Raw genomic sequence first — 24,465 nt, 5'->3', positions numbered from 1 at the left:
TCAGTACCCGAATTTCTTGACGACCATAGAGCATTGGAACCACCTGATCCCATCCCGAACTCAGCAGTGAAACGATGCATCGCCGATGGTAGTGTGGGGTTTCCCCATGTGAGAGTAGGTCATCGTCAAGATTAAATTCCGAAACCCCATTTGCGAAAGCAGATGGGGTTTTGTTTTGGGCGCGAGAAAATACCGCCCAGATCTCCACTCCGCCAAAATCCCCCACAGTGCTAAAGTCGCACCCTCGATTTTGCTTTTCCCAAGGAAGCCGTTATGCCGGATGCGACGTCCCTCAGTGCTGGATTCATGGTGGTTCATGGCAATCGCCTGGATGAACTGCGCAGCCTGGTGGTGAGCTGGATGCGGCGTTACCCCCTGGCGCCGCTGGAAAACGAAATTGCCCTTGTGCAGAGCAACGGCATCGCACAGTGGCTCAAGCTTGCTTTGGCCGAAGATCCGGAAGACGACGACATGGGTGGCTGCGGCATTGCTGCCGCAATCGACGTGCAACTCCCCGGCAGCTTCATGTGGCAGCTCTATCGCATGGTCCTTGGCCGCGACGAAATTCCGGCCAAATCCTTACTGGATAAGGCTCCCCTGACCTGGCGCCTGATGCGCCTGCTGCCTGAGCTTATCGACCAACCACACTTCGAGCCGCTGCAGCGTTTTCTCACCGACGATACGGACCTGCGAAAACGCTACCAATTGGCCGAACGCCTGGCCGACCTGTTCGACCAATACCAGGTTTACCGTGCCGACTGGCTGGAGGATTGGGCCGCCGGCCGCCACCAATTGCGCAACGGTCGTGGCGAGTCAAAGCCCCTCGATCCTGCCAACTGCTGGCAAGCGGAACTATGGCGTGCACTGTTGTTAGACGTCGGTGAAGAAGGCATGGCCGAAAGTCGTGCCGGTGTTCACCAGCGTTTTATCGACCGAATCAACAGCCTGGAGAGCGCACCCTCAGGTCTGCCCCCTCGAGTGATCGTTTTCGGGATTTCCTCGTTACCTGCGCAAGCACTCGAAGCGCTCGCCGGCCTCGCCCGATTCAGCCAGGTCCTGCTGTGTGTGCACAATCCGTGTCGTCACCATTGGGCCGACATCGTCGCCGATAAAGACCTGCTGCGTAACGAATACAAACGCCAGGTGCGCAAAGCCGGCATGCCTGTTGCCATCGATCCCCAAACCCTGCACCAGCACGCCCATCCGTTGTTGGCGGCCTGGGGCAAGCAAGGTCGTGACTACATCAGCCTGTTGGACAGCTACGATGACCCCAACAGCTACCGCGCCGCCTTCCGTGATGGCCGCATCGACCTGTTCAGCGACAGCCAACCCACCACGCTGCTCAACCAGCTTCAGGACGACATTCTCGAACTGCGCCCACTCAACGAAACGCGCGCACTCTGGCCTGCCGTCGACCTGGAACAGGACGCCTCCATCCGTTTCCATATAGCCCACAGCGCCCAACGCGAAGTGGAAATCCTCCACGACCAACTGCTCCATCGCTTCAGCGCCGACCCCACGTTGCGCCCCCGGGACATCATCGTCATGGTTCCCGACGTCGACAGTTATGCGCCGCACATCCGCGCGGTGTTCGGCCAAATGGACAGAAGCGATCCACGCTTTATCCCCTTCACCCTGACCGACCAGGGCCAGCGCGGCCGCGACCCGTTGCTGATCGCCGTCGAGCACTTGCTTAAACTGCCCGACAGCCGCTTCCCCGTCAGCGAAATCCTCGACTTGCTCGACGTTCCTGCCCTGCGCGAACGCTTCGCCATCAAGGAACGCGACCTGCCCACGCTGCATCGCTGGATTGAAGGCGCGGGCATCCGTTGGGGCCTCGACGCGGAGCAGCGCGCGGGCCTCGGCCTACCCAAGGCGCTTGAGCAAAATAGCTGGCGATTCGGCCTGCGGCGTATGTTGCTGGGTTACGCCGTTGGTACCGGCGTCGCGTGCGAGGGGATCGAGCCCTACGATGAAATCGGTGGCCTGGATGCGGCGCTGATTGGCCCACTGGTTGCCTTGCTCGACGCACTCAATGACGCCCACCACGCCCTTTCGCAACCGGCCCCGGCCCAACAGTGGGGCGAACGCCTGCAACGCCTGATGCAACGGTTTTTCCTGGCCAGCAGCGAGCACGATGACTACCTGCTCGGCCAACTCGAACAACTTCGCGAAACCTGGCTGGAGACCTGTGAGTCCGTCGGCCTGCAGGACGAGTTACCGCTCACCGTAGTCCGTGAAGCCTGGTTGGCGGGGCTGGACCAAGGCCGGTTGTCCCAACGCTTCCTCGCCGGTGCGGTCAATTTCTGCACATTGATGCCCATGCGTGCCATCCCGTTCAAACTCGTCTGCCTGCTCGGCATGAATGATGGCGATTACCCGCGTGCCCAGCCGCCGCTGGACTTCGACCTGATGGGCAGCGACTACCGCCCCGGCGACCGCTCGCGCCGTGAGGACGACCGTTACCTGCTGCTCGAAGCCTTGTTGTCGGCCCGCGACCAGCTCTATATCAGCTGGGTAGGCCGCAGCATCCGTGACAACAGCGACCGCCCGGCCTCGGTGCTGATCGGCCAGTTGCGCGACCACCTCACCAGCGGCTGGCACCACGCCGACAGCGAGACCCCGTTGCTCGATGCCATGACCCAAGCGCATCCACTGCAACCCTTCAGCGCCCGCTATTTCCATGCAGGCGACCCGTTGTTCAGCTACGCCCGCGAATGGCAGTTGCTGCATGAAACGCCGGAGGTCGGCTTGGTTGCTCCCGAACTCACTCCGCACCCACAGGAAGAGCCGTTGAGCCTGGGCCAGTTGCAGGATTTCCTGCGCAATCCAGTAAAACATTTCTTCAGCCAGCGTCTGAAAGTGTTCTTTGAGGCCGCCGAAGTCCCGCTGGCCGACGAAGAACCTTTCGTGCTCGACGCCCTGCAGCGCTACAGCCTCAGCGACAGCCTGCTGAATGCCGCCCTGGCCCAGCCGGATCAGCTTGATCAAGCGCTCGGCGCCCAGGCTCAACGCCTGCAGGGCAGTGGCTTGTTGCCCATGGTCGGCTTTGGCGAATGCCTGCGCAACGAACTGATCGAGCCATTGCCCGATCTTATACAGCGCTACCAACACGTGCTGGCCCTCTGGCCCACCCCGCACACTGCGGCCGAGCCGGTCAGTTTTGAACACCAAGGCATTCAGCTGGATGGCTGGATCAGTGGGCTGCATCAGCGCAGTGACGGCGGCCTGCTGAGCGTGACCACCATCCCCAACAGCATCGGGTCGATCAAGACGCGCAAGTGGCACCGCTTGATCCGCCCCTGGGTCAACCACGTCGTCGCCTGCGCCTGTGGCCTGCCGCTCACCACCGGCCTGGTGGCCAGTGATGACACCCTGTTACTGCCGCCCTTGGAAAAACACACCGCCCGGGAAATCCTCGGCAACCTGTTACTGGCCTGGCACACCGGCATGCGCAAACCGCTTCCTGTGGCGGTCAAGACCGCTTTCGCCTGGCTCGGCCAGACCGATTCTGCCAAGGCCCAAGCGGCCGCCCAAAAAGCCTACGAAGGCGACGGCATGACCACCGACGGCGAGCGCCGCGAATCCCCGGCACTCACCCGACAATTTCCCGACTACGCCGCACTCGTCGCCAGCGAAGAGTTCGAAGGCTGGTGCGAAACCCTCTATCGCCCGCTGATCAACGCGCCATGGCGATCACTGTCCAGCGAGGAGGGCCGCACATGAGCAGCAAACCCTTGGCCCTGGCTTTCCCGCTAAAGGGCAGCCAACTGATCGAAGCCAGTGCCGGCACCGGCAAGACCTTCACCATTTCTGCCCTTTACCTGCGTCTGGTGTTGGGCAATGGCGACGCTGAGTCCGGCTTTGGCCGCGAGCTGCTGCCGCCACAGATCCTGGTCGTGACCTTTACCGACGCCGCCACCAAAGAGCTGCGCGAGCGCATCCGGATCCGTCTGGCCGAAGCCGCGCGGTTCTTCCGCGGCGAAATCGAGCAACTCGACCCGCTGATCACCGACCTGCGCGACCAATACCCCCCCGAACAATGGCCGGCTTGCGCCAATCGCCTGGACATCGCCGCGCAATGGATGGACGAGGCCGCCGTCTCCACCATCCACAGCTGGTGCCAACGGATGTTGCGCGAGCACGCGTTCGACAGCGGCAGCCTGTTCACCCAGACCCTGGAAACCGACCACAGTGATCTGCTGGGCGAAGTCCTGCGCGATTATTGGCGGTTGTTCTGCTACCCGATGCAAGGCGACGCGCTCACCTGGGTGCGCAGCCATTGGGGCGGCCCTGCGGCCTTGCTGCCACGGGTGCGTGCGCTGTTCGGCAGCGAGCGGTCTCAAGGCGAGACCCGCGACCCTGCCGAGTTGATCAACGCCTGCCTGCATGAGCGTCGTGAAGCCCTCAAGGAACTCAAGGCACCCTGGCTTCTGTGGTCCGCCGAGCTACGGGATATCTGCCTGCAAGCCGTGGCCGCCAAAGTGGTCGACGGGCGCAAGATGCAAGCGCGCTACTTTGAGCCCTGGTTCGAAAAAATCAGCGCCTGGGCCGCCGACGAGTCCCTCGAACAATTGGATATCGGCACCGGCTTCACGCGGCTGACACCAGACGGCATGGCCGAAGCCTGGAAGGGCGAGCCACCTCTGCACCCGGGCATCGACGCCATGGCTGGCCTCAAGGCGGCCCTCGACGCACTGCCCACCCCCGACGCTGCCGTGTTGCAACACGCCGCCGCCTGGGTCGGTAAGCGCTTCGAAGAGGAAAAACGCCGCCGCGCCGAAATGGGCTTCGACGATATGCTCACCCGCCTCAATATGGCCCTGCACGCCGACGGCGGCGAACGCCTGGCCAGCGTGATTCGCGAGCAGTTCCCGGTGGCGCTGATCGATGAATTCCAGGACACCGACCCAGTGCAGTACAGCATCTTCGACAGCATTTACCGCATCGAAGAAAACCATCTGGACAGCGGCCTGTTCTTGATCGGCGATCCCAAGCAAGCGATTTATGCGTTCCGTGGCGCTGACATCTACACCTACCTGCGCGCGCGCGAATCCACCACCGGTCGCCATCACACCCTGGGCACCAACTTCCGCTCCAGCGACGCGATGGTCGAGGCGGTCAACCATGTGTTCCATCGCGCCGAAAGTGGCCGTGGCGCGTTTCTGTTCCGCGAGGCGGATGGCAAAAACCCGGTGCCTTTCCAGCCGGTACTGTCCCAGGGCCGCAAGGAGCACTTGCAGGTCAAGGGTCAAACGCTGCCGGCGATGAATCTTTGGCACTTGCCTACCGACCAGCCGATCTCTAACGCGGTGTATCGCCAGCAACTGGCCGCCGCCTGCGCTACGCATATTGTCGAGTTGCTCAACGGCGGGCAGCAGGACAGTGCCGGTTTCCTGCAGCCCGATGGCCGCTTCACGGGCGTGCTGCCGTCAGACATCGCCATCCTTGTGCGCGACGGCAAGGAAGCCCAAGCGGTTCGCGCCGAACTGGCCGCCCGTGGGGTTCGCAGTGTCTACCTCTCGGACAAGGACTCTGTCTTCGCCGCCCAGGAAGCCCACGACCTGCTGGCGTGGCTCAAGGCCTGCGCCGAGCCGGACGTCGAGCGCCCGCTGCGTGCGGCCTTGGCCTGTGTGACGTTGAACCTGTCCCTGGCGGAGCTGGAGCGTCTGAACCAGGACGAGTTGGCGTGGGAAAGTCGCGTCATGCAGTTCCGTGGCTACCGTGCCATCTGGCGCACCCAAGGCGTACTGCCGATGCTGCGCCGCCTGCTGCACGACTTCAAATTGCCTCAAACCCTGATCGCCCGCAGTGACGGCGAACGGGTGCTGACCAACCTGTTGCACCTCAGCGAGTTGCTGCAACAGGCTGCGTCGGAGCTTGACGGCGAGCAGGCGCTGATCCGGCATTTGGCCGAACATCTGGCACTCTCGGGTCAAGCGGGCGAAGAACAGATCCTGCGTCTGGAAAGCGACGAGCAACTGGTCAAGGTCGTGACCATCCACAAGTCCAAGGGCCTGGAATATGACCTGGTGTTCCTGCCCTTCATCTGCTCGGCCAAGCCGGTGGATGGCAGTCGATTGCCGCTGCACTACCACGATGAGCAGCACAAGCCGCAGGTCAGCCTGCGTCCCACCGCCGAGTTGATCGCCCTGGCCGACGATGAGCGCCTGGCCGAAGACCTGCGCTTGCTCTATGTCGCCCTGACGCGTGCCAAGCATGCCTGCTGGCTCGGCATTGCCGACCTCAAACGCGGCAACAGCAGCAGCTCCGTGCTGCACCTTTCGGCACTGGGCTACCTGCTCGGCGGCGGTGCCTCCCTGGGTGAGTCCGCCGGCCTGGCGCGCTGGCTGCTGGATCTACAGGACGGCTGCCCTGCCATCCACTACGCCCAGGTGCCCGAAGCACAGGACATCCTCTTCCACCCACCGCGCAACGTAGCGACCCTGCTCGCGCCCTTGCTGCCCAAGCGCAAGGCGGCGGAAAACTGGTGGATCGCCTCCTACAGTGCCTTGCGCATTGGCGACAGCATGAGCGCTGCGACGCTCGAAGCACCGGAAAGCCCACAGGCCCAGAAGCTGTTCGACGACGAACGCCTGGACCCCGACGCACCCCGCGAAGTGGCGGCGTCCGGCGGCGATATTCACCGTTTCCCACGCGGCCCCAATCCAGGGACCTTCCTCCACGGGCTGCTCGAGTGGGCCGGTGAAGAGGGTTTCAATGTCACCGCGCAGGCGATCGAAAGCGCCGTGGGTGCGCGTTGCAACCGCCGTAACTGGGAGGGTTGGATCCCCACCCTCAGCGGGTGGCTGGGCCACCTGTTGCAAGTGCCGTTGCCGGTGGATAACGACCGCGTTGCCCTCAGCAGCCTGCAGCACTATCAGATTGAAATGGAGTTCTGGTTCGCCAGCCACAAGGTCGATGTGCTCGCCCTCGACAAGCTGGTGTGCCAGTACACCCACGGCGGCGTCTCCCGCGTTGCCGCCGAACCGGTGTTGCTCAATGGCATGTTCAAGGGGTTCATCGACCTCACGTTCGAGCGCGACGGCCGCTATTACGTGGCCGACTACAAATCCAACTGGCTCGGTCCTGACGATTCGGCCTACACCCAGGAGGCCATGGAACAGTCGATCCTCGATCACCGGTACGACCTGCAATACGTCCTTTACCTGCTCGCCCTGCATCGCCAACTCAAGGCGCGCCTGCCGGACTACGACTACGACCGCCATGTCGGCGGCGCACTGTATGTGTTCTTGCGCGGAACCCAGGCCGCGAGCCAGGGCGGGTATTTTACCCGGCCACCCCGTGAGCTGATCGAAGGGCTGGACCTGTTGTTCCAAGGCAACCCCATCCCGCCCAACGTTGAACCCGCCTGGGAACAAGGAGTGCTGCTATGAGCCTGTCGCCTTTGCCACTGGAGGCGCTGGCCCCCCTCGAACACGCTGCCGACCTGGTGCAATTGCTGGAACGTTGGGTGGATCGAGGCTGGTTGCGCGCCCTGGACAAAGCCTTCGTCGGCTTTCTGCACGAACTCGACCCGCAGGCCGATCCCCTGGTGCTGCTGGCGGCGGCATTGACCAGCCACCAACTGGGCCACGGCCATGTGTGTCTCGACCTGTTCGAGACCCTCAAGGCGCCGGACTTCGCGTTGTCCTTGCCGCCCGAAGGCGACCTGCAAACCGGCGCCATGCTGTTGCCCTCCCAGTTGTTGAATGGCCTGGAGGGCGCCCACTGGTGTCATGCACTGGCGGGCAGTCAGTTGGTCGCCCTGGCCGTGGATGGCAACGAGGCCGCACAGAGTCGCCCACTGGTGTTGTCCGGCACACGCCTTTACCTGCGCCGTTACTGGACCTACGAACGGCGTATCGACACGGCATTGCGCTTGCGGCTGGCCACCCAGGAGGCGGTCGCCGCCGATTTGCCTCGACGCCTCGATGGTTTGTTCGATCAGCCACCGCCGGATGGCGTGATTGATTGGCAGAAGCTCGCCTGTGCCCTGGCCACTCGCGGTGCGTTCAGCATCGTCACCGGTGGCCCCGGTACCGGCAAGACCACCACCGTGGTGCGTCTGCTGGCGCTGCTGCAGGCCCCGGCGGTGGAAGCCGGCAGCGCGTTGCGCATCCGCCTCGCCGCGCCCACGGGCAAAGCTGCCGCACGACTGACCGAGTCCATCAGCCAGCAAGTGCTGTCGTTGAAAGTGCCGGACAGTGTGAAGGAAAAAATCCCGACCCAGGTCACCACCGTGCACCGCTTGCTGGGTAGCCGCCCCGGTACGCGGCACTTTCGCCATCACCTCGGCAACCCGTTGCCGCTGGATGTGCTGGTGGTGGACGAAGCCTCGATGATCGACCTGGAAATGATGGCTAACCTGCTGGACGCCTTGCCGCCCCATGCGCGGCTGGTATTGCTGGGTGACAAGGACCAGTTGGCGTCGGTCGAGGCGGGCGCCGTACTCGGTGATTTGTGCCGCGATGCCGAAGCCGGCTGGTACAGCGCCGACACGCGCCAATGGCTGCAAGCGGTCAGCGGCGAAGACCTCGGTGCCAGTGGCCTGCAGGAAGACCTCGACGGCAGTCATCCCCTGGCCCAGCAAGTGGTCATGCTGCGTTATTCCCGGCGTTTCGGCGAAGGCAGCGGCATCGGCCAACTGGCGCGCTGGGTCAACCAGCAGAACGCCGACGAGGCCCGCAAACTGCTCGCCGCCCGCAGCCACCCCGACCTGTTCTGCGTCAGCCTCAAAGGCGAGCATGACCACGCCTTGGAACGCCTGGTGCTGGACGGGCAGGGCAGCGAGGGCGCCCAAGGCTACCGTTATTACCTTGACCTGCTGCACAGCGCCCGTCCGCGTCTTGATACGCCGAGAGAAAGCGACGCCTGGACCCATTGGGCACAACAACTGCTGCAAGCTTTCGACGCCTTTCAACTGCTCTGCGCTGTACGCAAAGGCCCTTGGGGTGTGGAAGGGCTGAACCTGCGCATCACCGCGGCCCTGCGCAAGGTGCGCCTGATTGAAGGGGACGAGCAATGGTACGAAGGCCGTCCGGTGCTGATGACGCGCAACGATTACGGCCTGGGCCTGATGAACGGCGATATCGGTATTGCGCTGAAACTGCCGGAGAGCGACGGCGGGCCCCACGTACTGCGCGTAGCCTTCCCACGCAACGATGGGCAGGGCGGCGTAAGATTCGTGCTGCCCAGCCGCTTGAATGACGTCGAAACCGTGTACGCCATGACGGTGCATAAATCCCAGGGCTCGGAGTTCACGCACACTGCGCTGATCTTGCCGGATGCGCTGAATCCGGTGCTTACCAAAGAGCTGATCTACACCGGTATCACCCGGGCCAAACGCTGGTTCAGCCTGATCGAACCCCGAGGCGGCGTGTTCGAGGAGGCGGTGCGACGCAAGGTCAAACGCCTGAGTGGGTTGATGCTGGGGCTGGGTCAGGAGTCAGAAATGTCTGACGCTGTGCTATCGTTGCGGCATCATCCTGAAATCACCTGAGAGAAGTGCGGCATGAAGGTGGCTGTCTCGTCCACGGAACGGAGCTTGAGCTGCAAACGCCTGCTGCTGCAGGCGTTTCTGTGTCTGTTTGCACCGGGCGCATTCGCTCAGGCGTCCGATCCCGTAGGGGTTGCCGACCACCGTGCCCAAGCCGTCACCCAGGTGGTTTTGGGCATCCTCAGTTATGCCCGCTGGCCGGTGGAACCTGCGCAATTGCGCCTGTGCATCGTTGGCCCCACTCAATACACCGACGATCTGGTCAAGGGCACCACCCAGGCCACCGGGCGACCGGTGGTGGTCAAACGCTTGCTGGCGGACCATCCCGATATCGTCAACGCGTGCGACGCGGTGTACATCGGCAAACTCACCGGCAATGAACGAAGCGACTTGTTCACTGCGCTGATGGGCCACCCGGTGCTCAGCATCAGCGAAGGCGGCGACCAGTGCACCGTCGGCAGCCTGTTTTGCCTGCGGGTCGGTGATGAGCAGGTCTCGTTCGAGGTCAATCTTGATTCTGTGGCCCGCAGCGGCGTGCGCATTCATCCCAGCGTGCTGCAACTGTCCCGTCGCCGGGCGCCTGCGTCATGAAGGCCGTGAAAGCGCGACCGACCCTGCGCTCCGTCATTGGCCGCGGGCACCTGGTCCTGGCCCTTGTCGCCGTGACGCTGGCCAGCGTGTCTCTGACCCTGCTCGGTGTACTGGCCCTGCGTGTCTACGCCGAGCACAACCTGCACCTGATTGCGCGTTCGATCAACTACACCGTGGAAGCGGCCGTGGTGTTCAACGACAGCGCCGCGGCCACCGAGGCGCTCAGCGTGATTGCGTCCACCGAAGAGGTGGCCCAGGCCGAAGTCTTCAACACCAACGGGCGCCTGCTGGCCCAGTGGAAGCGCCCCGAAAATGGCGTGTTGTCGCGGCTTGAGTTGCAACTGGCGCATGCCCTGCTCGAACAACCCATCAGCCAGCCGATCCTGCACCAGGGCCGTTCCATCGGCAGCATCCACCTGACGGGCCACGGCGGCAGCCTGTTGCGCTTCCTGCTCAGCGGCCTGGCCGGCATCCTGATCTGCACCGCCCTCAGCGCCTGGGTAGCCTTGCACTTGGCACGGCGTCTGTTGCGGGGCATCACGGTGCCGCTGCAAAGTCTGGCCGATGTGGCCCACGCCGCGCGCAGCCAGCGCGACTTCGACCGCCGCGTACCGCCGGCGCAAATCGCCGAGCTGCACAGCCTGGGCAGCGACTTCAATGCCTTGCTCGGTGAGATGGCCGCGTGGCAAAGCCACCTGCAAAGCGAAAACGAAACCCTCGCCCACCAGGCCAGCCACGACAGCCTCACCGGACTGCCCAACCGTGCGTTTTTCGAAGGCCGCTTGATCCGTGCCCTGCGCAATGCGGCCAAGCTCAACGAAAGGGTCGCGGTGCTGTTCCTCGACAGTGACCGCTTCAAGGACATCAACGACACCTTCGGCCACGCCGCCGGCGATGCCGTGTTGGTGGCCGTCGCCGATCGGGTACGCGCGCAACTGCGTGACGATGACCTGGTGGCGCGCCTGGGGGGAGACGAGTTCGCCGTCCTGCTGGCGCCGTTGCACAAGGTGGAAGACGCCCAGCGCATTGCCGACAAGATCATCGCCAGCATGGACATGCCGATTGCTGTCCCTGGCAACACCGAGGTTCATACGTCACTGAGTATCGGTATTTCGATGTATCCCGATCATGGTGCTACGCCCGGCACCTTGCTCAATGCCGCTGATACGGCGATGTACCAGGCCAAGCGCCAGACCCTGGGCGGCCAGCAAACGGCGGAGTCGGAGCCCGCTGCCGTTAACGTTCATCACAGGAGTTGACCCCTTGTTCTCGACCGCACGCATTCTGTTCATCACCTTGTTCGTCGCACTGCTGGCCTTGACCGGCTGCCAGACCGCGCCCCCCAAGGGGCTGACCCCGGCGCAGGTCGCCGTGCTCAAACAACAAGGCTTTGAACTCACTGACGAAGGCTGGGCATTTGGCCTGTCGGGCAAAGTGTTGTTCGGCAGCGACGTCGAGACCCTCAACCCGCCCAGCACTCAGATCGTCGAGCGTATCGGCAAGGCCTTGGTGGGCGTCGGCATCGACCGTGTACGCGTGGACGGGCACACCGATGCCTCGGGCAAGGAAACCTATAACGAGCAATTATCCCTGCGCCGTGCCCAAAGCGTGGGCAAGGTGCTGACGGGCGTGGGCATGAAAGAACAAAACATCCAGCTGCGCGGCCTGGGCAGCAGCGAGCCTGTGGCGCCCAACACCACCGTAGCAGGCCGTACGGAGAATCGGCGGGTGTCGATCGTCGTCATCGCCGACTGAGCCAGCCCCTCCTTCAATGTGAAACCCAATCAACGGTGGGAGCTGGCAAGCCAGCTCCCACCGTACTGTTGGTAGCCCGTTAATCCGCGAACCGCATCTGCCGCGTCTCCCCCATCAACAACCCCTGATTCTGCTCCGTCACTTCCCTGATGTAGTCCCACAACAACGTAATCCGCTTCAGCTTGCGCAGATCCTCCCGGCAATACATCCAGAACTGGCGAGTGATGGAAATCTGCTCTCCCAGCACCGGCAACAACCGCGGATCCTGGGCCGCCAGAAAACACGGCAATATCGCCATCGACCGCCCCTGCTGCGCCGCCACGTACTGCGCGATCACGCTGGTACTGCGCAAACTGGCGCTGGCGCCCGGCACTACGTTTGCCAGATAGAGCAGCTGCGAACTGAACGCCAAATCGTCCACATAGCTGATAAATGGATGCTCGGCCAAATCCGCCGGTGTGCGGATGGGCGGGTGTTGGTCCAGGTATTCCTGGGTCGCGTACAGCTGCAATTTGTAGTCGCACAATTTGCAGCACACATAGGGCCCATGTTCCGGCCGTTCCAGGGCGATCACGATGTCGGCTTCGCGCTTTGACAGGCTGATGAAGTGGGGCAGGGGCAGGATGTCCACCGAGATGGCCGGGTAGGTGTCGACGAAGTGGCTCAATTGCGGGGTGACGAAAAAGCTGCCAAAGCCTTCGGTGCAGCCCATGCGCACGTGGCCCGACAGCGCCACGCCGGAGCCGGAGACCTGTTCGCAGGCCATGTGCAGGGTGCTTTCGATGGACTCGGCATAGCCCAGCAGGCGCTGGCCCTCGGGGGTGAGGACGAAGCCGTTGGTCCGGGACTTTTCAAACAGCAAGGTGCCCAGCGATACCTCCAGTGAACTGATGCGCCGCGACACCGTGGTGTAGTCCACCGCCAGGCGCTTGGCGGCGACGCTGGCCTTGCGGGTGCGGGCCACTTCGAGGAAAAACTTCAGGTCATCCCAGTTCAGGGAGCCCAACGACGTGATGTTTTTTTGCATATTGGACCGGCTTTTATGTGCGTTCTTATTAGAGATTTGCACATCTATACTCCAAAAACAGTCCGAACGCCTCATTCTTCAAGGCGATTCAACGCCTTGGTTCTCTGCATACCAATAAGAATTGGAGACCACATGAACGCATCTGCCGATATTTCCGTGCAACAGGTCAAGTTGCTGATCAACGGTGAGTGGGTCGAGTCCAAGACCACCGAATGGCACGACATCGTCAACCCCGCGACCCAGGAGGTGTTGGCCAAAGTCCCGTTCGCTACCGCCGATGAAGTCAATGCCGCCATCGATGCCGCCCATCGCGCCTTCCAGACCTGGAAGCTGACCCCGATCGGCGCACGCATGCGCATCATGCTCAAGCTGCAAGCCTTGATCCGCGAACATTCCAAGCGCATTGCCGCCGTCCTCAGCGCCGAGCAGGGCAAGACCATCGCCGATGCCGAAGGCGATATTTTCCGGGGCCTGGAAGTGGTCGAGCACGCCTGTTCCATCGGCACGTTGCAAATGGGCGAGTTCGCCGAGAACGTCGCCGGTGGCGTCGACACCTACACCCTGCGCCAACCCATCGGTGTGTGTGCCGGCATTACTCCGTTCAACTTCCCGGCGATGATTCCGCTGTGGATGTTCCCGATGGCCATCGCCTGCGGCAACACGTTCGTCCTCAAACCGTCGGAGCAGGATCCGCTGTCGACCGTGCTGCTGGTGGAACTGGCGCTGGAAGCCGGTGTGCCGGCGGGTGTGCTGAACGTGGTGCACGGTGGCAAGGATGTCGTGGATGCGCTGTGCACCCACAAGGACATCAAGGCGGTGTCCTTCGTCGGCTCCACCGCCGTAGGGACTCACGTGTATGACCTGGCCGGCAAGCACGGCAAGCGCGTGCAGTCGATGATGGGCGCCAAGAATCACGCCGTGGTGCTGCCCGACGCCAATCGCGAACACACCCTCAACGCGCTGGTCGGTGCCGGTTTCGGCGCAGCCGGCCAACGGTGCATGGCCACGTCGGTGGTGGTGCTGGTGGGCGCGTCCAAGCAATGGCTGCCGGACCTCAAGGCGCTGGCACAGAAGCTCAAGGTCAATGCCGGCAGCGAAGCCGGTACGGACGTCGGTCCAGTGATTTCCAAGCGCGCCAAGGCTCGCATCCTGGACCTGATCGAAAGCGGCGTAAAAGAAGGTGCCAAGCTGGAACTGGACGGCCGCGACATCAAGGTGCCGGGCTACGAGCAAGGCAACTTCGTCGGCCCGACGTTGTTCTCGGGCGTGACCACCGACATGCAGATCTACACCCAGGAAATCTTCGGCCCGGTGCTGGTGGTGATCGAAGTGGCAACCCTTGATGAAGCCATCGCGCTGGTCAACGCCAACCCATTCGGCAATGGCACCGGTTTGTTCACCCAGAGCGGTGCGGCGGCGCGTAAATTCCAGAGCGAAATCGACGTGGGCCAGGTGGGCATCAACATCCCGATCCCGGTGCCGGTACCGTTCTTCAGCTTCACCGGTTCCCGTGGCTCCAAGCTCGGCGACCTCGGCCCGTATGGCAAGCAAGTGGTGCAGTTCTACACCCAGACCAAAACCGTCACCAGCCGCTGGTTCGATGACGACACGGTCAACGATGGCGTCAACACCACCATCAACCTGCGCTGATTCCGGGAGACGACCATGAAGATTGCATTTATCGGCTTGGGCAACATGGGCGCCCCCATGGCCCGCAACCTGATCAAGGCCGGCCACGCGCTGAACCTGTTCGACTTGAACCAGACGGTACTCAAGGAATTGGCCGAACTGGGCGGCAGCATCAGCGACTCGCCGCGTGATGCGGCCAGCGGCGCTGAACTGGTGATTACCATGTTGCCGGCGGCGGCCCATGTGCGCAGCGTCTGGCTGAATGAAGACGGTGTACTCGCCGGCATCGGCCAAGGCGTGCCGGCGGTGGATTGCAGCACCATCGACCCGCAAACCGCGCGTGACGTCGCGGCGGCTGCGGCCAGGCAAGGCGTGGTGATGGCCGATGCGCCCGTGTCCGGGGGTACCGGCGGCGCCCAGGCCGGGACGTTGACCTTCATGGTCGGCGCTACCCCGGATCTGTTCGCCACCCTGCAACCGGTACTGGCGCAGATGGGCCGCAACATCGTGCACTGCGGCGATGTGGGCACCGGGCAGATCGCCAAGATCTGCAATAACCTGCTGCTGGGGATCAGTATGGTCGGTGTCAGCGAGGCGATGGCGCTGGGGGATGCGCTGGGCATCGACACCCAGGTGTTGGCGGGGATCATCAACAGCTCAACCGGGCGGTGCTGGAGTTCGGATACCTACAACCCGTGGCCGGGAGTGATTGAAACAGCGCCATCGTCCCGGGGTTATACCGGCGGGTTTGGTGCGGACCTGATGCTCAAGGATCTGGGCCTGGCTACCGAGGCTGCACGTCAGGCCAGGCAGCCCGTCATTCTGGGCGCTGTGGCCCAGCAGTTGTATCAATCGATGAGCCAGCGTGGTGACGGCGGCAAGGATTTCTCGGCGATCATCAACAGCTATCGTAAACCTGAATAGGGTGGTGAGCGGGCTTGCCCAGCGCGGGGCAAGCCCGCTCACTACAAAAAATCAGGCGAAGACGAAATACTTACGCACTGTCTCGACCACTTCCCACGTGCCTTTCATCCCAGGCTCAACCACGAAGATATCCCCAGCCCGCAAGTGAATCGGCGCCAGGCCTTCCGGGGTGATGATGCAGTAGCCTTCCTGGAAGTGGCAGTATTCCCACTTCACGTAGTCCACGTACCACTTGCCGGGTGTGCAGATCCAGGTGCCCATGATCTTGCTGCCGTCTTCACTGGTGTAGGCATTGAGGTTGACGGTGTGCGGGTCACCTTCGAGCTTTTCCCATTTGCAGGCGTCCAGGACCGGCAGTGGGTGGGTGTCGCGCAGTACGGTGATGGGCTTGGACATGGTGTCTCCGAGGCAGGGAATTCAAAGATGCACCCTACGGCCTCGGGCATGGCAACAGTGGTCTGAACTCGACATCGGGATGCCCAGAAGCGCAAAGCCGACTCACTGGGATTCTGTACTTGGAATGCAAACCCATGTGGGAGGGGGCAAGCCCCCTCCCACAAATTACTGGGTATTCCTGATCCGCAAGCGATAGGCAATGTAGATCACGCCCACCCACACCGGCATCGCAAACACCGAGTTGCGAATCCCCGGAATCGCCAGCATCACGCTGATGATCACCACCATGAACGCCAGGCACAGGTAGTTGCTGAACGGGAACCAGAAGGTCTTGAACGACGGCGTCACGCCTTGTTCGCCCATGGCTTTGCGGAACTTGATGTGGGTGAGGCTGATCAGTGCCCAGTTGATCATCAGCGAGGCAACCACCAGCGCGAACAGCAACTCCAGCGCGCTGTGGGGCGCCACGTAGTTGACCACCACACACAGCAGCGTCACCAGTGCCGACACCGCCAGCGCCCGCAGCGGCACGCCCTGCTTGTTGAGCTTCATCAGCGCCTTGGGTGCATCGCCTTGCTCGGCCAGGCCGAACAGCATGCGGCTGTTGCAGTACACGCCGCTGTTGTACACCGACAGCGCCGCGGTCAGCACCACGAAGTTGAGGATGTGCGCCGCCGTGTCATTGCCGATCAGCGAGAAGATCTGCACGAACGGGCTGCCGCTGTAGGCATCGCCCGACGCGCCGAGGGTTTGCAGCAACTGGTCCCACGGGTACAGCGACAACAGCACGGCCAGCGCGCCCACGTAGAAAATCAGGATGCGATACACCACCTGGTTGATCGCCTTCGGGATCACCTTGCGCGGCTCGCTGGCCTCGGCGGCCGTGATGCCCACCAGCTCCAGGCCGCCGAACGAGAACATGATGAACGCCATGGACATCAGCAAGCCCATGCCGCCGTTGGGGAAGAACCCGCCGTGGCTCCACAGGTTGCTGATGGATGCCTGGGGACCGCCGCTGCCGCTGAACAGCAGGTAGCAACCGAGCAGGATCATGCCGATGATCGCGACCACCTTGATGATCGCGAACCAGAACTCGGCCTCACCGAAGAACTTCACGTTCAGGGTGTTGATCAGGTTCACCGCGACGAAGAACACCAGCGCGCTGACCCAAGTCGGCACCTCCGGCCACCAGAACTGGATGTACTTGCCCACCGCCGTCAGTTCGGCCATGCCGACCAATACGTAGAGCACCCAGTAGTTCCAGCCTGCCAGGAAACCCGCGTAACCGCCCCAGTACTTGTGGGCGAAGTGGCTGAAGGAGCCTGCCACCGGCTCTTCGACGATCATCTCGCCGAGCTGGCGCATCATCAGGAACGCGATGAAGCCGGCGATCGCGTAACCCAGGATCATCGACGGTCCCGCCGACTTGAGTACGCCCGCCGAGCCGAGGAACAGCCCCGTACCAATCGCCCCTCCCAAGGCGATCAGCTGAATATGCCGGTTCTTCAGGCCCCGCTTGAGGCCCACCGGGTTAACCATGTCATCCGCCATTCACCTTACCTTCTACTTTTTTCGCGAGGGTGACGCACAGCGCATCGGCCCCTGAAACTGCTGAGGGGGCGATATTACTCTGGGTGACCTGTTCGTAACACCGGGGAGCAGGGTGTTTTGCCCAATGCCGTCAACAGCGCGGCGGCGTAGGCCGGCAACTGTTCGAACGAGCGTGCGCACAGCAGCAGCGTCCGGCAGGCCCAATCCTCGCCCAATGGCTGAGCGTTGAAGCGGCGCTGCAACGGCCAGCGTTCCAATGCGGCCAGGGGCACGATGCCCAGGCCGGCACCGCCGGCGACCATGCGGATCAAGCCATCGAAGCCTTCGGCGCGGATCCGCGTCTGCAGGCGAAAGCCCGCATGCAGCGCTTGTTCCTCCAGGTACACCGAGAGTGCGCTGTGGGCGGTGAGGCCTACGTAATCGTGTTGCAGGCTGTCGATGAAGCTGGCGTTTCGCCCAGTCAGCGGGTGATCCAGCGGCATGATCAGCACCAACGGATCCTCGCGAAACGGCAAGGTCTGTAAGCCGTGAGTGTCAACGGCGTCGGAAATAATCCCGAGGTCTGCCGTACCCTGGCGCAAGGCTTGGGTGATGCGCAGGCTGGGCAACTCTTGCAGGTCGATGTCCAGGTTGGGATGCCCGCGCAAAAAGTCGGCGAGCAGTTCAGGCAGGTATTCGCTGAGGGCCGTGGTGTTGCAGAGCAGGCGCACCTGGCCTTTGACGCCATTGCCGTATTCCGCCAGGTCCTGTTGCAGGTGCTCGGCTTGTTGCAGCAGCAGGCGGGCGTGACGGGCCAGCGCCGTGCCGGCCGGCGTTGGCGTGACGCCACGGCGCCCGCGTTCAAGGAACGCGATACCCAGCGACGCCTCCATCGCCCGGATGCGCGCACTGGCGGCGGCCAGGGACAAATGGCTGCGGGCCGCGCCGGCGGTGATATTGCCGGTGTCGAGGACGTGCAGGTAGAGGCGCAGGTCAATGAGGTCAAAGTGCATGGCGGGGGTTCTCGGGTGACTGGGCTTGCTCGCGACAGCGGCATCAGCCTCACACAAAACAAGAGGCTGCCTCAGTATATGGCGAATTTTCCAGCTCGCCGCAAAGCGCCACAATCGCCCTATGACTACCTTCCTCGCGTTCTACCAAGACATCGGCCTCGCCTTGACCCTGCTGGTGTTCGGCACCTTTGTGCTGGCCGGCACCGTCAAGGGCGTGATCGGCCTTGGCCTGCCCACCGTCGCCATGGGGCTGCTCGGCCTGGCTATGTTGCCGGCGCAGGCTGCGGCACTGCTGATCATCCCATCAATCATCACCAACCTGTGGCAACTGGCATTCGGCGGTCACCTGGGCGCGTTGCTCAAGCGCCTGTGGCCGATGTTGCTGCTGATCTTCCTCGGCACCGGGCTGGGTACCCTGTGGCTGGGGATCAACGGCGGCGGCTGGGTGGTGCACGCCTTGGGCGGGGCCCTGCTGCTGTATGCGTTGAGTGGGCTGTTCTTGCCGACATTCCGTGTAAAGCCCCAGTCCGAGCGCTGGCTGGGCCCGTTGTGCGGCCTGATCACGGGCGTCATCACCTCGGCCACCGGCGTGTTTGTGATTCCGGCGGTGCCGTATCTGCAAGCCTTGGGTTTGAATCGCGATCAACTGGTGCAGGCGCTGGGCCTGTCGTTCAGCGTGTCGACCCTGGCCCTGGCCGCCGGGCTGGCCTGGCGGGGCAGCCTGGGTGGCGGTGAAATCAATGCATCGCTGCTGGCGCTTGTTCCCGCGCTGCTGGGTATGTGGCTGGGCCAGAGGGTGCGGCAGCGCATCAGTGCGGTGCTGTTCAAGCGCGTATTTTTCATTGGCATGGTGTTGTTGGGCGGGCATCTACTGATAAGCGGTTAACAATGACGCGCCATTCGTGCATCAAGGTCAAAAGTATTTTGCCGCTTGGCCGCTTATTCCGAGGCGCCGATGCCGATAGTCTGCATCCATACCTTTTCAACCTCTGGATGCCCTCCCATGAAAAAAGTCCTCCTGCTCAACGGCGGTAAACAGTTCGCCCACTCCGATGGCCGCTATAACAACACCCTGCATGACGCCGCCCTGGCGGTGCTGGACCGTGGCGGTATCGACGTAAAAGTGACCCACATCGACGCAGGCTACGACGTGGCTGAAGAAGTCGCCAAGTTCCTCTGGGCCGATGTGATCATCTATCAGATGCCCGGTTGGTGGATGGGTGCGCCGTGGATCGTCAAGAAGTACATCGACGAAGTGTTCACCGAAGGCCACGGCAGCCTCTACGCCAGCGATGGCCGCACGCGCTCCGATGCCTCGCAGAAATACGGCAGCGGCGGCCTGATCCAGGGCAAGCAATACATGCTGTCGCTGACCTGGAACGCACCGCAGCAAGCCTTCGACGACCCGGCTGACTTCTTCGAAGCCAAGGGCGTGGACGCGGTGTACTTCCCGTTCCACAAAGCCAATGAGTTTCTCGGCATGACCGCGTTGCCGACCTTCCTCTGCGTCGACGTGATGAAACGCCCGGCCATTGAAGCCGACGTGGCGCGCTACGAGCAGCATCTCGCGCAGGTGTTCAACCTCTCGGTGTAAGCTGCTGCGAACCGATAGCGAGGACACCCTGTGAAAGCCCGATCCGACGAGCTACAAATCTTCGTCAGCGTCATCGAGTGCGGCTCGATTTCCGCCGCGGCGGAGCAGGTCGGGCAGACGCCGTCGGCGGTCAGCCGCACCTTGTCGCGCCTGGAAGCCAAGCTCGACACCACGCTGATCAACCGCACCACCCGGCGCATGGACCTGACCGAAGAGGGCAAGTACTTCTTCGAGCAGGCCAAGGTGATCCTTGCGCAGATGGATGAGCTGGAAGAGCGCCTGTCGTCCCGCCAGAAAAAACCGGCGGGGCGCCTGCGGATCAATGCGGCGGTGCCGTTCATGCTGCATGGGATCGTGCCGTACATTGCCGAATTTCGCAGCCTGTACCCGGACATCCAGCTGGAACTGAACAGTGATGACTTGATCATCGACCTGCTGGAGCAGAGCACCGATATTGCGATCCGCATCGGCGCCCTGGCCGATTCCACCCTGCATGCCCGTTCGCTGGGCTGCACGCCGCTGCATATCCTCGCCAGCCCCGATTACCTTGAACGCTACGGCGCGCCCACCTCAGTGGCCGAGTTGGCGGACCATACCCTGCTCGGGTTCTCCCAGACCGAAAGCCTCAACCACTGGCCGCTGCGGCATGTGGAAGGTGACCGCTGGCTGATCCAGCCGAGCATCGCAGCGTCCAGCGGTGAAACCGTGCGCGGGCTCGCGCTGGAGGGTCTGGGTATTTGTTGTCTGTCCAACTTCATGACCGCCGACGACATCGACGCCGGCCGCCTGGTGCCCGTGCTGGACGCCTTCTACAGCGGTTATCGCCAGCCGATCCACGCGGTCTTCTATCGCAACTCGCAATTGGCGTTGCGCATCCAGTGCTTCCTGGATTTCATCCAGACCAAGCTGGAACGGTATGCCTGTTAGGCGTTGGCTTGCCTGCGAAGGGGGCGACCCGGTCCCGAGACTAGCCCTGAAACCCTCAATTCCGTACCATTCCCCGCCTTATCCCCCGCATTACCCTGGTACCTCATGAACCTCACCCGTCTGCGCGCCGATGCCCTGGCCGGCCTCACCACGTCGTTCGCGCTGTTGCCCGAATGCATCGCCTTTGCCTTGGTGGCCCACCTCAACCCGCTGATGGGGCTCTACGGCGCCTTTATCATCTGCACCCTCACCGCGCTGTTTGGCGGCCGGCCCGGCATGGTGTCCGGTGCGGCGGGGTCGATGGCGGTGGTGATCGTCGCGCTGGTGGTGCAGCACGGCGTGGAGTATCTGCTGGCCACGGTGCTGCTGGGCGGGTTGATCATGATCGCGTTCGGCCTGCTGCGCCTGGGCAAGCTGGTGCGCATGGTGCCGCACCCGGTGATGCTCGGCTTCGTCAACGGCTTGGCGATCATCATCGCACTGGCGCAGTTGGAGCACTTCAAGAGCGGCGAGCACTGGCTCAGCGGCACACCGTTGTACGTGATGGTCGGCCTGGTAGTGGTGACCATGGCCATCGTCTACCTGCTGCCGCGCGTCACCCGCGCGGTGCCGCCAGCGTTGGTGGCTATCCTCGGCGTAGGCCTGGCGGTGTACCTGCTCGGCCTGCCGACCCGCACCCTCGGCGACATGGCCCACATCGCCGGTGGCCTGCCGAGCTTCGCATTGCCGCAGATCCCCTGGACCCTGGAAACCCTCGGCATCATCGCACCCTACGCGTTCCTGATGGCCATGGTCGGCCTGCTGGAAACCCTGCTCACCCTCAACCTCACCGACGAAATCACCGAGACCCGTGGCTACCCCGACCGCGAAAGCGTCGCCCTGGGCGCGGCGAACATGGTCTCGGGTGTGTTCGGTGGCATGGGCGGTTGCGCGATGATCGGGCAAACCGTGATCAACCTCAGCTCCGGCGGGCGCGGGCGCTTCTCCGGGTTGTTTGCCGGGGTGATGATTCTGTTGTTCATTCTGTTCCTGTCGCCGTTTATCGAGCGCATTCCGCTGGCGGCACTGGTGGGGGTGATGTTCGTGGTGTCCCAGCAGACCTTCGCCTGGGCCTCCTTGCGGGTGATCAACAAGGTGCCGCTGAACGATGTGCTGGTGATCGTCGCGGTGACGGTGATTACCGTGTTCACCGACCTGGCCACGGCGGTGCTGTGCGGGATCGTGATTGCGGCGCTGAACTTCGCCTGGCAACAGGCCCGCGAACTGTATGCGGACGCGCATCTGGAGGCCGATGGCAGCAAGCTCTATCGCCTGCACGGTACCCTGTTCTTTGCCTCGACCACGCCGTTCCTGAACCAGTTCGACCCCGCCAACGACCCGGAGCACGTGACGCTGGATTGCCGGCACCTGAGCTTCGTCGACTATTCGGCGATTGCTGCGTTGATGACCCTGCGCGAGCGCTACACCAAGGCCGGCAAGCACCTGCGGGTGCTGCACTTGTCGGAACGCTGCAAGAAACTGCTCAAGCGCGCCAAAGTCCACCCGGACTGATCGGGTGGCCGGCCCTGTGTGGTGAGGGCGCTCATTCCGACAGGATCATGGCCCCACCAGGTTTTCCAGCTCCTGGGCGCGGGTCTGGGTCATGTCCAGCACGCACGCGGCGCCGTTGACCTGGTCGATGCTGCCGCCGCTGGCGCTGCCCGCGAACGCGCAATTGGCATCACGGTACTTTATCCACAGGCGCTGCACGTCTTGCAGCTTTTGCTTGCGCGCGCCTTGCTGGGCGGCGAGGGCGGTCTTGTACGCCTTGTTCAGCCGCGCGTCCTGCACCTTGGTTTCGTTGGCATTGCACTTGACCATGTCGACGGTACTGTTGGCGGTGTCCAGGCATTTTTTCAGCGCCGGGTTATCGGCGGCCGAAGCCGTGCCGCTCAGGGTGATCAGCAAGGCACTGGCGACTAGCGTTGTTCGAATCATGGTCGGTTTTCCTGGGCGAGAGTGAGTGCGCAGTGTAAGACTCGAAGCCGTAGGATGAGTTTCCATCGTCGTCCGAACTTCATGTAAAAACACCCCCCGAATTTTCATCCACAGCCGTCGGGCATGTCCCGATGCGACAGCGCGTGTCTGTGGGCGAAAGTTAGTTTCATGAAAATTGAAAAAACTCCCCGGTAATGATTTATGAGTTTCACAACCAATTCGACGTGACCCTTTCCGAGGAGTACCGCATGGCCGCATCACCGGGCTTCGGGCTATTGGCATACGCTGCCATCGCCATCATTGCTTTGATCGTGCTGATTGCACGCTACCGACTCAACCCGTTTATCGTGATCACCCTGGTGTCCATCGGCCTTGCGCTGATGGCCGGCATGCCGGCGGACACCATCATGGGCTCCTACGAGGCAGGTGTCGGCAAGACGCTGGGGCACATCGCCCTGGTCGTGGCGCTGGGCACCATGCTCGGCAAGATGATGGCTGAATCCGGCGGCGCCGAGCAGGTGGCGCGCACGCTGATCAACCGGTTTGGCGAGCGCAATGCCCACTGGGCGATGGTGTGTATCGCCTTCCTGGTGGGGCTGCCGCTGTTTTTCGAAGTGGGCTTTGTATTGCTGGTGCCGATTGCGTTTACCGTGGCGCGGCGGGTCGGGGTGTCGATCCTGATGGTCGGCCTGCCCATGGTCGCCGGTCTGTCGGTGGTGCACGCACTGGTACCGCCGCACCCCGCAGCGATGATGGCCGTGCTGGCGTACAACGCGTCGGTGGGGCAGACCGTGCTTTACGCCATCCTGATCGGCATTCCTACGGCGATCATCGCCGGCCCCGTGTACGCCAAATACATCGTGCCGCGTATTCACCTGCCGGCGGAAAACCCGCTGGAGCGTCAGTTCATCGACCGCGAACCGCGCACCCGACTGCCGAGTTTTGCACTGACCATGGGCACCATCCTGTTGCCAGTGGTGCTGATGATGATCGGCGGCTGGGCCAACGTGATGTCCACGCCGGGCAGCGGCTTCAACCAGTTCCTGCTGTTTATCGGCAACTCGGTGATCGCGCTGCTGGTGGCGACGCTGGTGAGTTTCTGGACCCTGGGTATCGCTCAGGGCTTCAACCGCGAGTCGATCCTCAAGTTCACCAACGAATGCCTGGCGCCGACCGCGAGCATCACGTTGTTGGTAGGCGCGGGCGGCGGCTTGAATCGCATCCTCGTGGACGCGGGCGTGACCCACGAAATCCTCGGCCTGGCCAACGCGTTTCATCTGTCGCCGCTGGTGATGGGCTGGCTGTTCGCCGCGTTGATGCGCATTGCGACAGGCTCGGCCACCGTCGCCATGACCACCGCGTCCGGCGTGGTGGCACCGGTTGCAATGGGCCTGGGTTATCCACACCCCGAGTTGTTGGTGCTGGCCACCGGCGCGGGCTCGGTGATCTTTTCCCACGTCAACGACGGCGGCTTCTGGCTGATCAAGGAATACTTCAATATGACGGTGATCCAGACCTTCAAGACCTGGACCGTGCTGGAGACCCTGATCTCGGTGGTCGCCTTCGGTCTGACTTACGGTCTGTCCTGCCTGCTGTAAACCTG

The 24,465-nt window shown here is 62.8% G+C and carries 18 protein-coding genes and 1 rRNA gene; 14 read left to right on the top strand and 5 right to left on the bottom strand.

The genetic code is table 11. The features are described 5' to 3' along the window. Nucleotides 1-15: 15 nt before the first annotated feature. The 7 genes from rrf (at nt 16) to CQ041_RS21215 (ending at nt 11,845) form a co-directional block, all read left to right on the top strand. Nucleotides 16-131 (top strand): 5S ribosomal RNA (gene rrf / locus CQ041_RS21245). Nucleotides 132-273: 142 nt separating this feature from the next. Then, entirely contained in the window at nt 274-3,726 is a 3,453-nt protein-coding gene (gene recC / locus CQ041_RS21240) for an exodeoxyribonuclease V subunit gamma (RefSeq protein WP_105524287.1), read from the top strand. Beyond that, on the top strand, nt 3,723-7,397 hold the full coding sequence (recB, locus tag CQ041_RS21235; protein WP_105524286.1) for an exodeoxyribonuclease V subunit beta: 3,675 nt from the start codon (nt 3,723-3,725) through the stop codon (nt 7,395-7,397). The genes recC and recB overlap by 4 nt, the downstream gene beginning before the upstream one ends. After that, on the top strand, nt 7,394-9,502 hold the full coding sequence (gene recD, locus CQ041_RS21230) for an exodeoxyribonuclease V subunit alpha (RefSeq protein WP_105524285.1): 2,109 nt from the start codon (nt 7,394-7,396) through the stop codon (nt 9,500-9,502). The genes recB and recD overlap by 4 nt, the downstream gene beginning before the upstream one ends. 12 nt (nt 9,503-9,514) lie before the next feature. Continuing rightward, nucleotides 9,515-10,090: a YfiR family protein gene (locus tag CQ041_RS21225; RefSeq protein WP_105524284.1), complete on the top strand. Its 576-nt coding sequence runs from the start codon at nt 9,515-9,517 to the stop codon at nt 10,088-10,090. Then, nucleotides 10,087-11,349, top strand: a complete 1,263-nt coding sequence (locus CQ041_RS21220; protein WP_105524283.1) for a diguanylate cyclase domain-containing protein — start codon at nt 10,087-10,089, stop codon at nt 11,347-11,349. Before CQ041_RS21225 ends, CQ041_RS21220 begins: the two co-directional genes overlap by 4 nt. Nucleotides 11,350-11,353: 4 nt before the next feature. Then, complete coding sequence (locus tag CQ041_RS21215) at nt 11,354-11,845, top strand: OmpA family protein (RefSeq protein ID WP_105524282.1); 492 nt, start codon at nt 11,354-11,356, stop codon at nt 11,843-11,845. A 79-nt stretch (nt 11,846-11,924) separates the two neighbouring features. Here the strand turns inward: CQ041_RS21215 and CQ041_RS21210 are convergent, their stop codons facing one another. After that, nucleotides 11,925-12,872 carry a LysR family transcriptional regulator gene (locus CQ041_RS21210; protein WP_105524281.1) on the bottom strand — a complete coding sequence of 316 codons (948 nt, stop codon included), beginning with the start codon at nt 12,870-12,872 and terminating at the stop codon, nt 11,925-11,927. A gap of 132 nt (nt 12,873-13,004) precedes the next feature. On the opposite strand from CQ041_RS21210, the gene CQ041_RS21205 reads away from it, so the two are divergent. Next, entirely contained in the window at nt 13,005-14,522 is a 1,518-nt protein-coding gene (locus tag CQ041_RS21205) for a CoA-acylating methylmalonate-semialdehyde dehydrogenase (RefSeq protein ID WP_105524280.1), read from the top strand. Between the two features lie 15 nt (nt 14,523-14,537). Further along, entirely contained in the window at nt 14,538-15,425 is an 888-nt protein-coding gene (gene mmsB, locus CQ041_RS21200; RefSeq protein ID WP_105524279.1) for a 3-hydroxyisobutyrate dehydrogenase, read from the top strand. 51 nt (nt 15,426-15,476) lie between these two features. On the opposite strand, the gene CQ041_RS21195 is transcribed toward mmsB, so the two are convergent. From CQ041_RS21195 to CQ041_RS21185, 3 genes are all read right to left on the bottom strand, one after another. After that, nucleotides 15,477-15,821, bottom strand: a complete 345-nt coding sequence (locus tag CQ041_RS21195) for a cupin domain-containing protein (protein ID WP_025858010.1) — start codon at nt 15,819-15,821, stop codon at nt 15,477-15,479. 165 nt (nt 15,822-15,986) lie between these two features. Next, nucleotides 15,987-17,372 (bottom strand): amino acid permease, encoded by a 1,386-nt coding sequence (locus CQ041_RS21190; RefSeq protein WP_105524278.1) that lies wholly within the window; start codon nt 17,370-17,372, stop codon nt 15,987-15,989. Between the two features lie 74 nt (nt 17,373-17,446). Next, a complete protein-coding gene (locus CQ041_RS21185) occupies nt 17,447-18,364 on the bottom strand; it encodes a LysR substrate-binding domain-containing protein (RefSeq protein ID WP_105524277.1) in 918 nt (305 codons plus the stop codon). Nucleotides 18,365-18,485: 121 nt separating this feature from the next. Here CQ041_RS21185 and CQ041_RS21180 point away from each other — a divergent pair, with 121 nt between their 5' ends. The 4 genes from CQ041_RS21180 to CQ041_RS21165 all read left to right on the top strand — a co-directional run bounded on the left by CQ041_RS21180 (nt 18,486) and on the right by CQ041_RS21165 (nt 22,436). Then, on the top strand, nt 18,486-19,250 hold the full coding sequence (locus tag CQ041_RS21180; protein WP_105524276.1) for a sulfite exporter TauE/SafE family protein: 765 nt from the start codon (nt 18,486-18,488) through the stop codon (nt 19,248-19,250). Between the two features lie 117 nt (nt 19,251-19,367). After that, nucleotides 19,368-19,958: an NAD(P)H-dependent oxidoreductase gene (locus tag CQ041_RS21175; protein WP_105524275.1), complete on the top strand. Its 591-nt coding sequence runs from the start codon at nt 19,368-19,370 to the stop codon at nt 19,956-19,958. Between the two features lie 30 nt (nt 19,959-19,988). Continuing rightward, nucleotides 19,989-20,885: a LysR family transcriptional regulator gene (locus CQ041_RS21170; protein WP_105524274.1), complete on the top strand. Its 897-nt coding sequence runs from the start codon at nt 19,989-19,991 to the stop codon at nt 20,883-20,885. 105 nt (nt 20,886-20,990) lie between these two features. After that, nucleotides 20,991-22,436, top strand: coding sequence for a SulP family inorganic anion transporter (locus CQ041_RS21165; protein ID WP_105524273.1), 1,446 nt, complete (start codon nt 20,991-20,993; stop codon nt 22,434-22,436). A 45-nt stretch (nt 22,437-22,481) separates the two neighbouring features. On the opposite strand, the gene CQ041_RS21160 is transcribed toward CQ041_RS21165, so the two are convergent. Next, complete coding sequence (locus tag CQ041_RS21160; RefSeq protein WP_105524272.1) at nt 22,482-22,862, bottom strand: lysozyme inhibitor LprI family protein; 381 nt, start codon at nt 22,860-22,862, stop codon at nt 22,482-22,484. Between the two features lie 248 nt (nt 22,863-23,110). On the opposite strand from CQ041_RS21160, the gene CQ041_RS21155 reads away from it, so the two are divergent. Next, on the top strand, nt 23,111-24,460 hold the full coding sequence (locus CQ041_RS21155; protein WP_105524289.1) for a gluconate:H+ symporter: 1,350 nt from the start codon (nt 23,111-23,113) through the stop codon (nt 24,458-24,460). Nucleotides 24,461-24,465: the final 5 nt, after the last annotated feature.

The sequence above is a fragment of the Pseudomonas sp. MYb60 genome, assembly GCF_002979555.1.
In the GTDB taxonomy this organism is placed as follows: Bacteria; Pseudomonadota; Gammaproteobacteria; order Pseudomonadales; family Pseudomonadaceae; genus Aquipseudomonas.
This window is presented reverse-complemented; position numbering and strand designations above follow the sequence as displayed.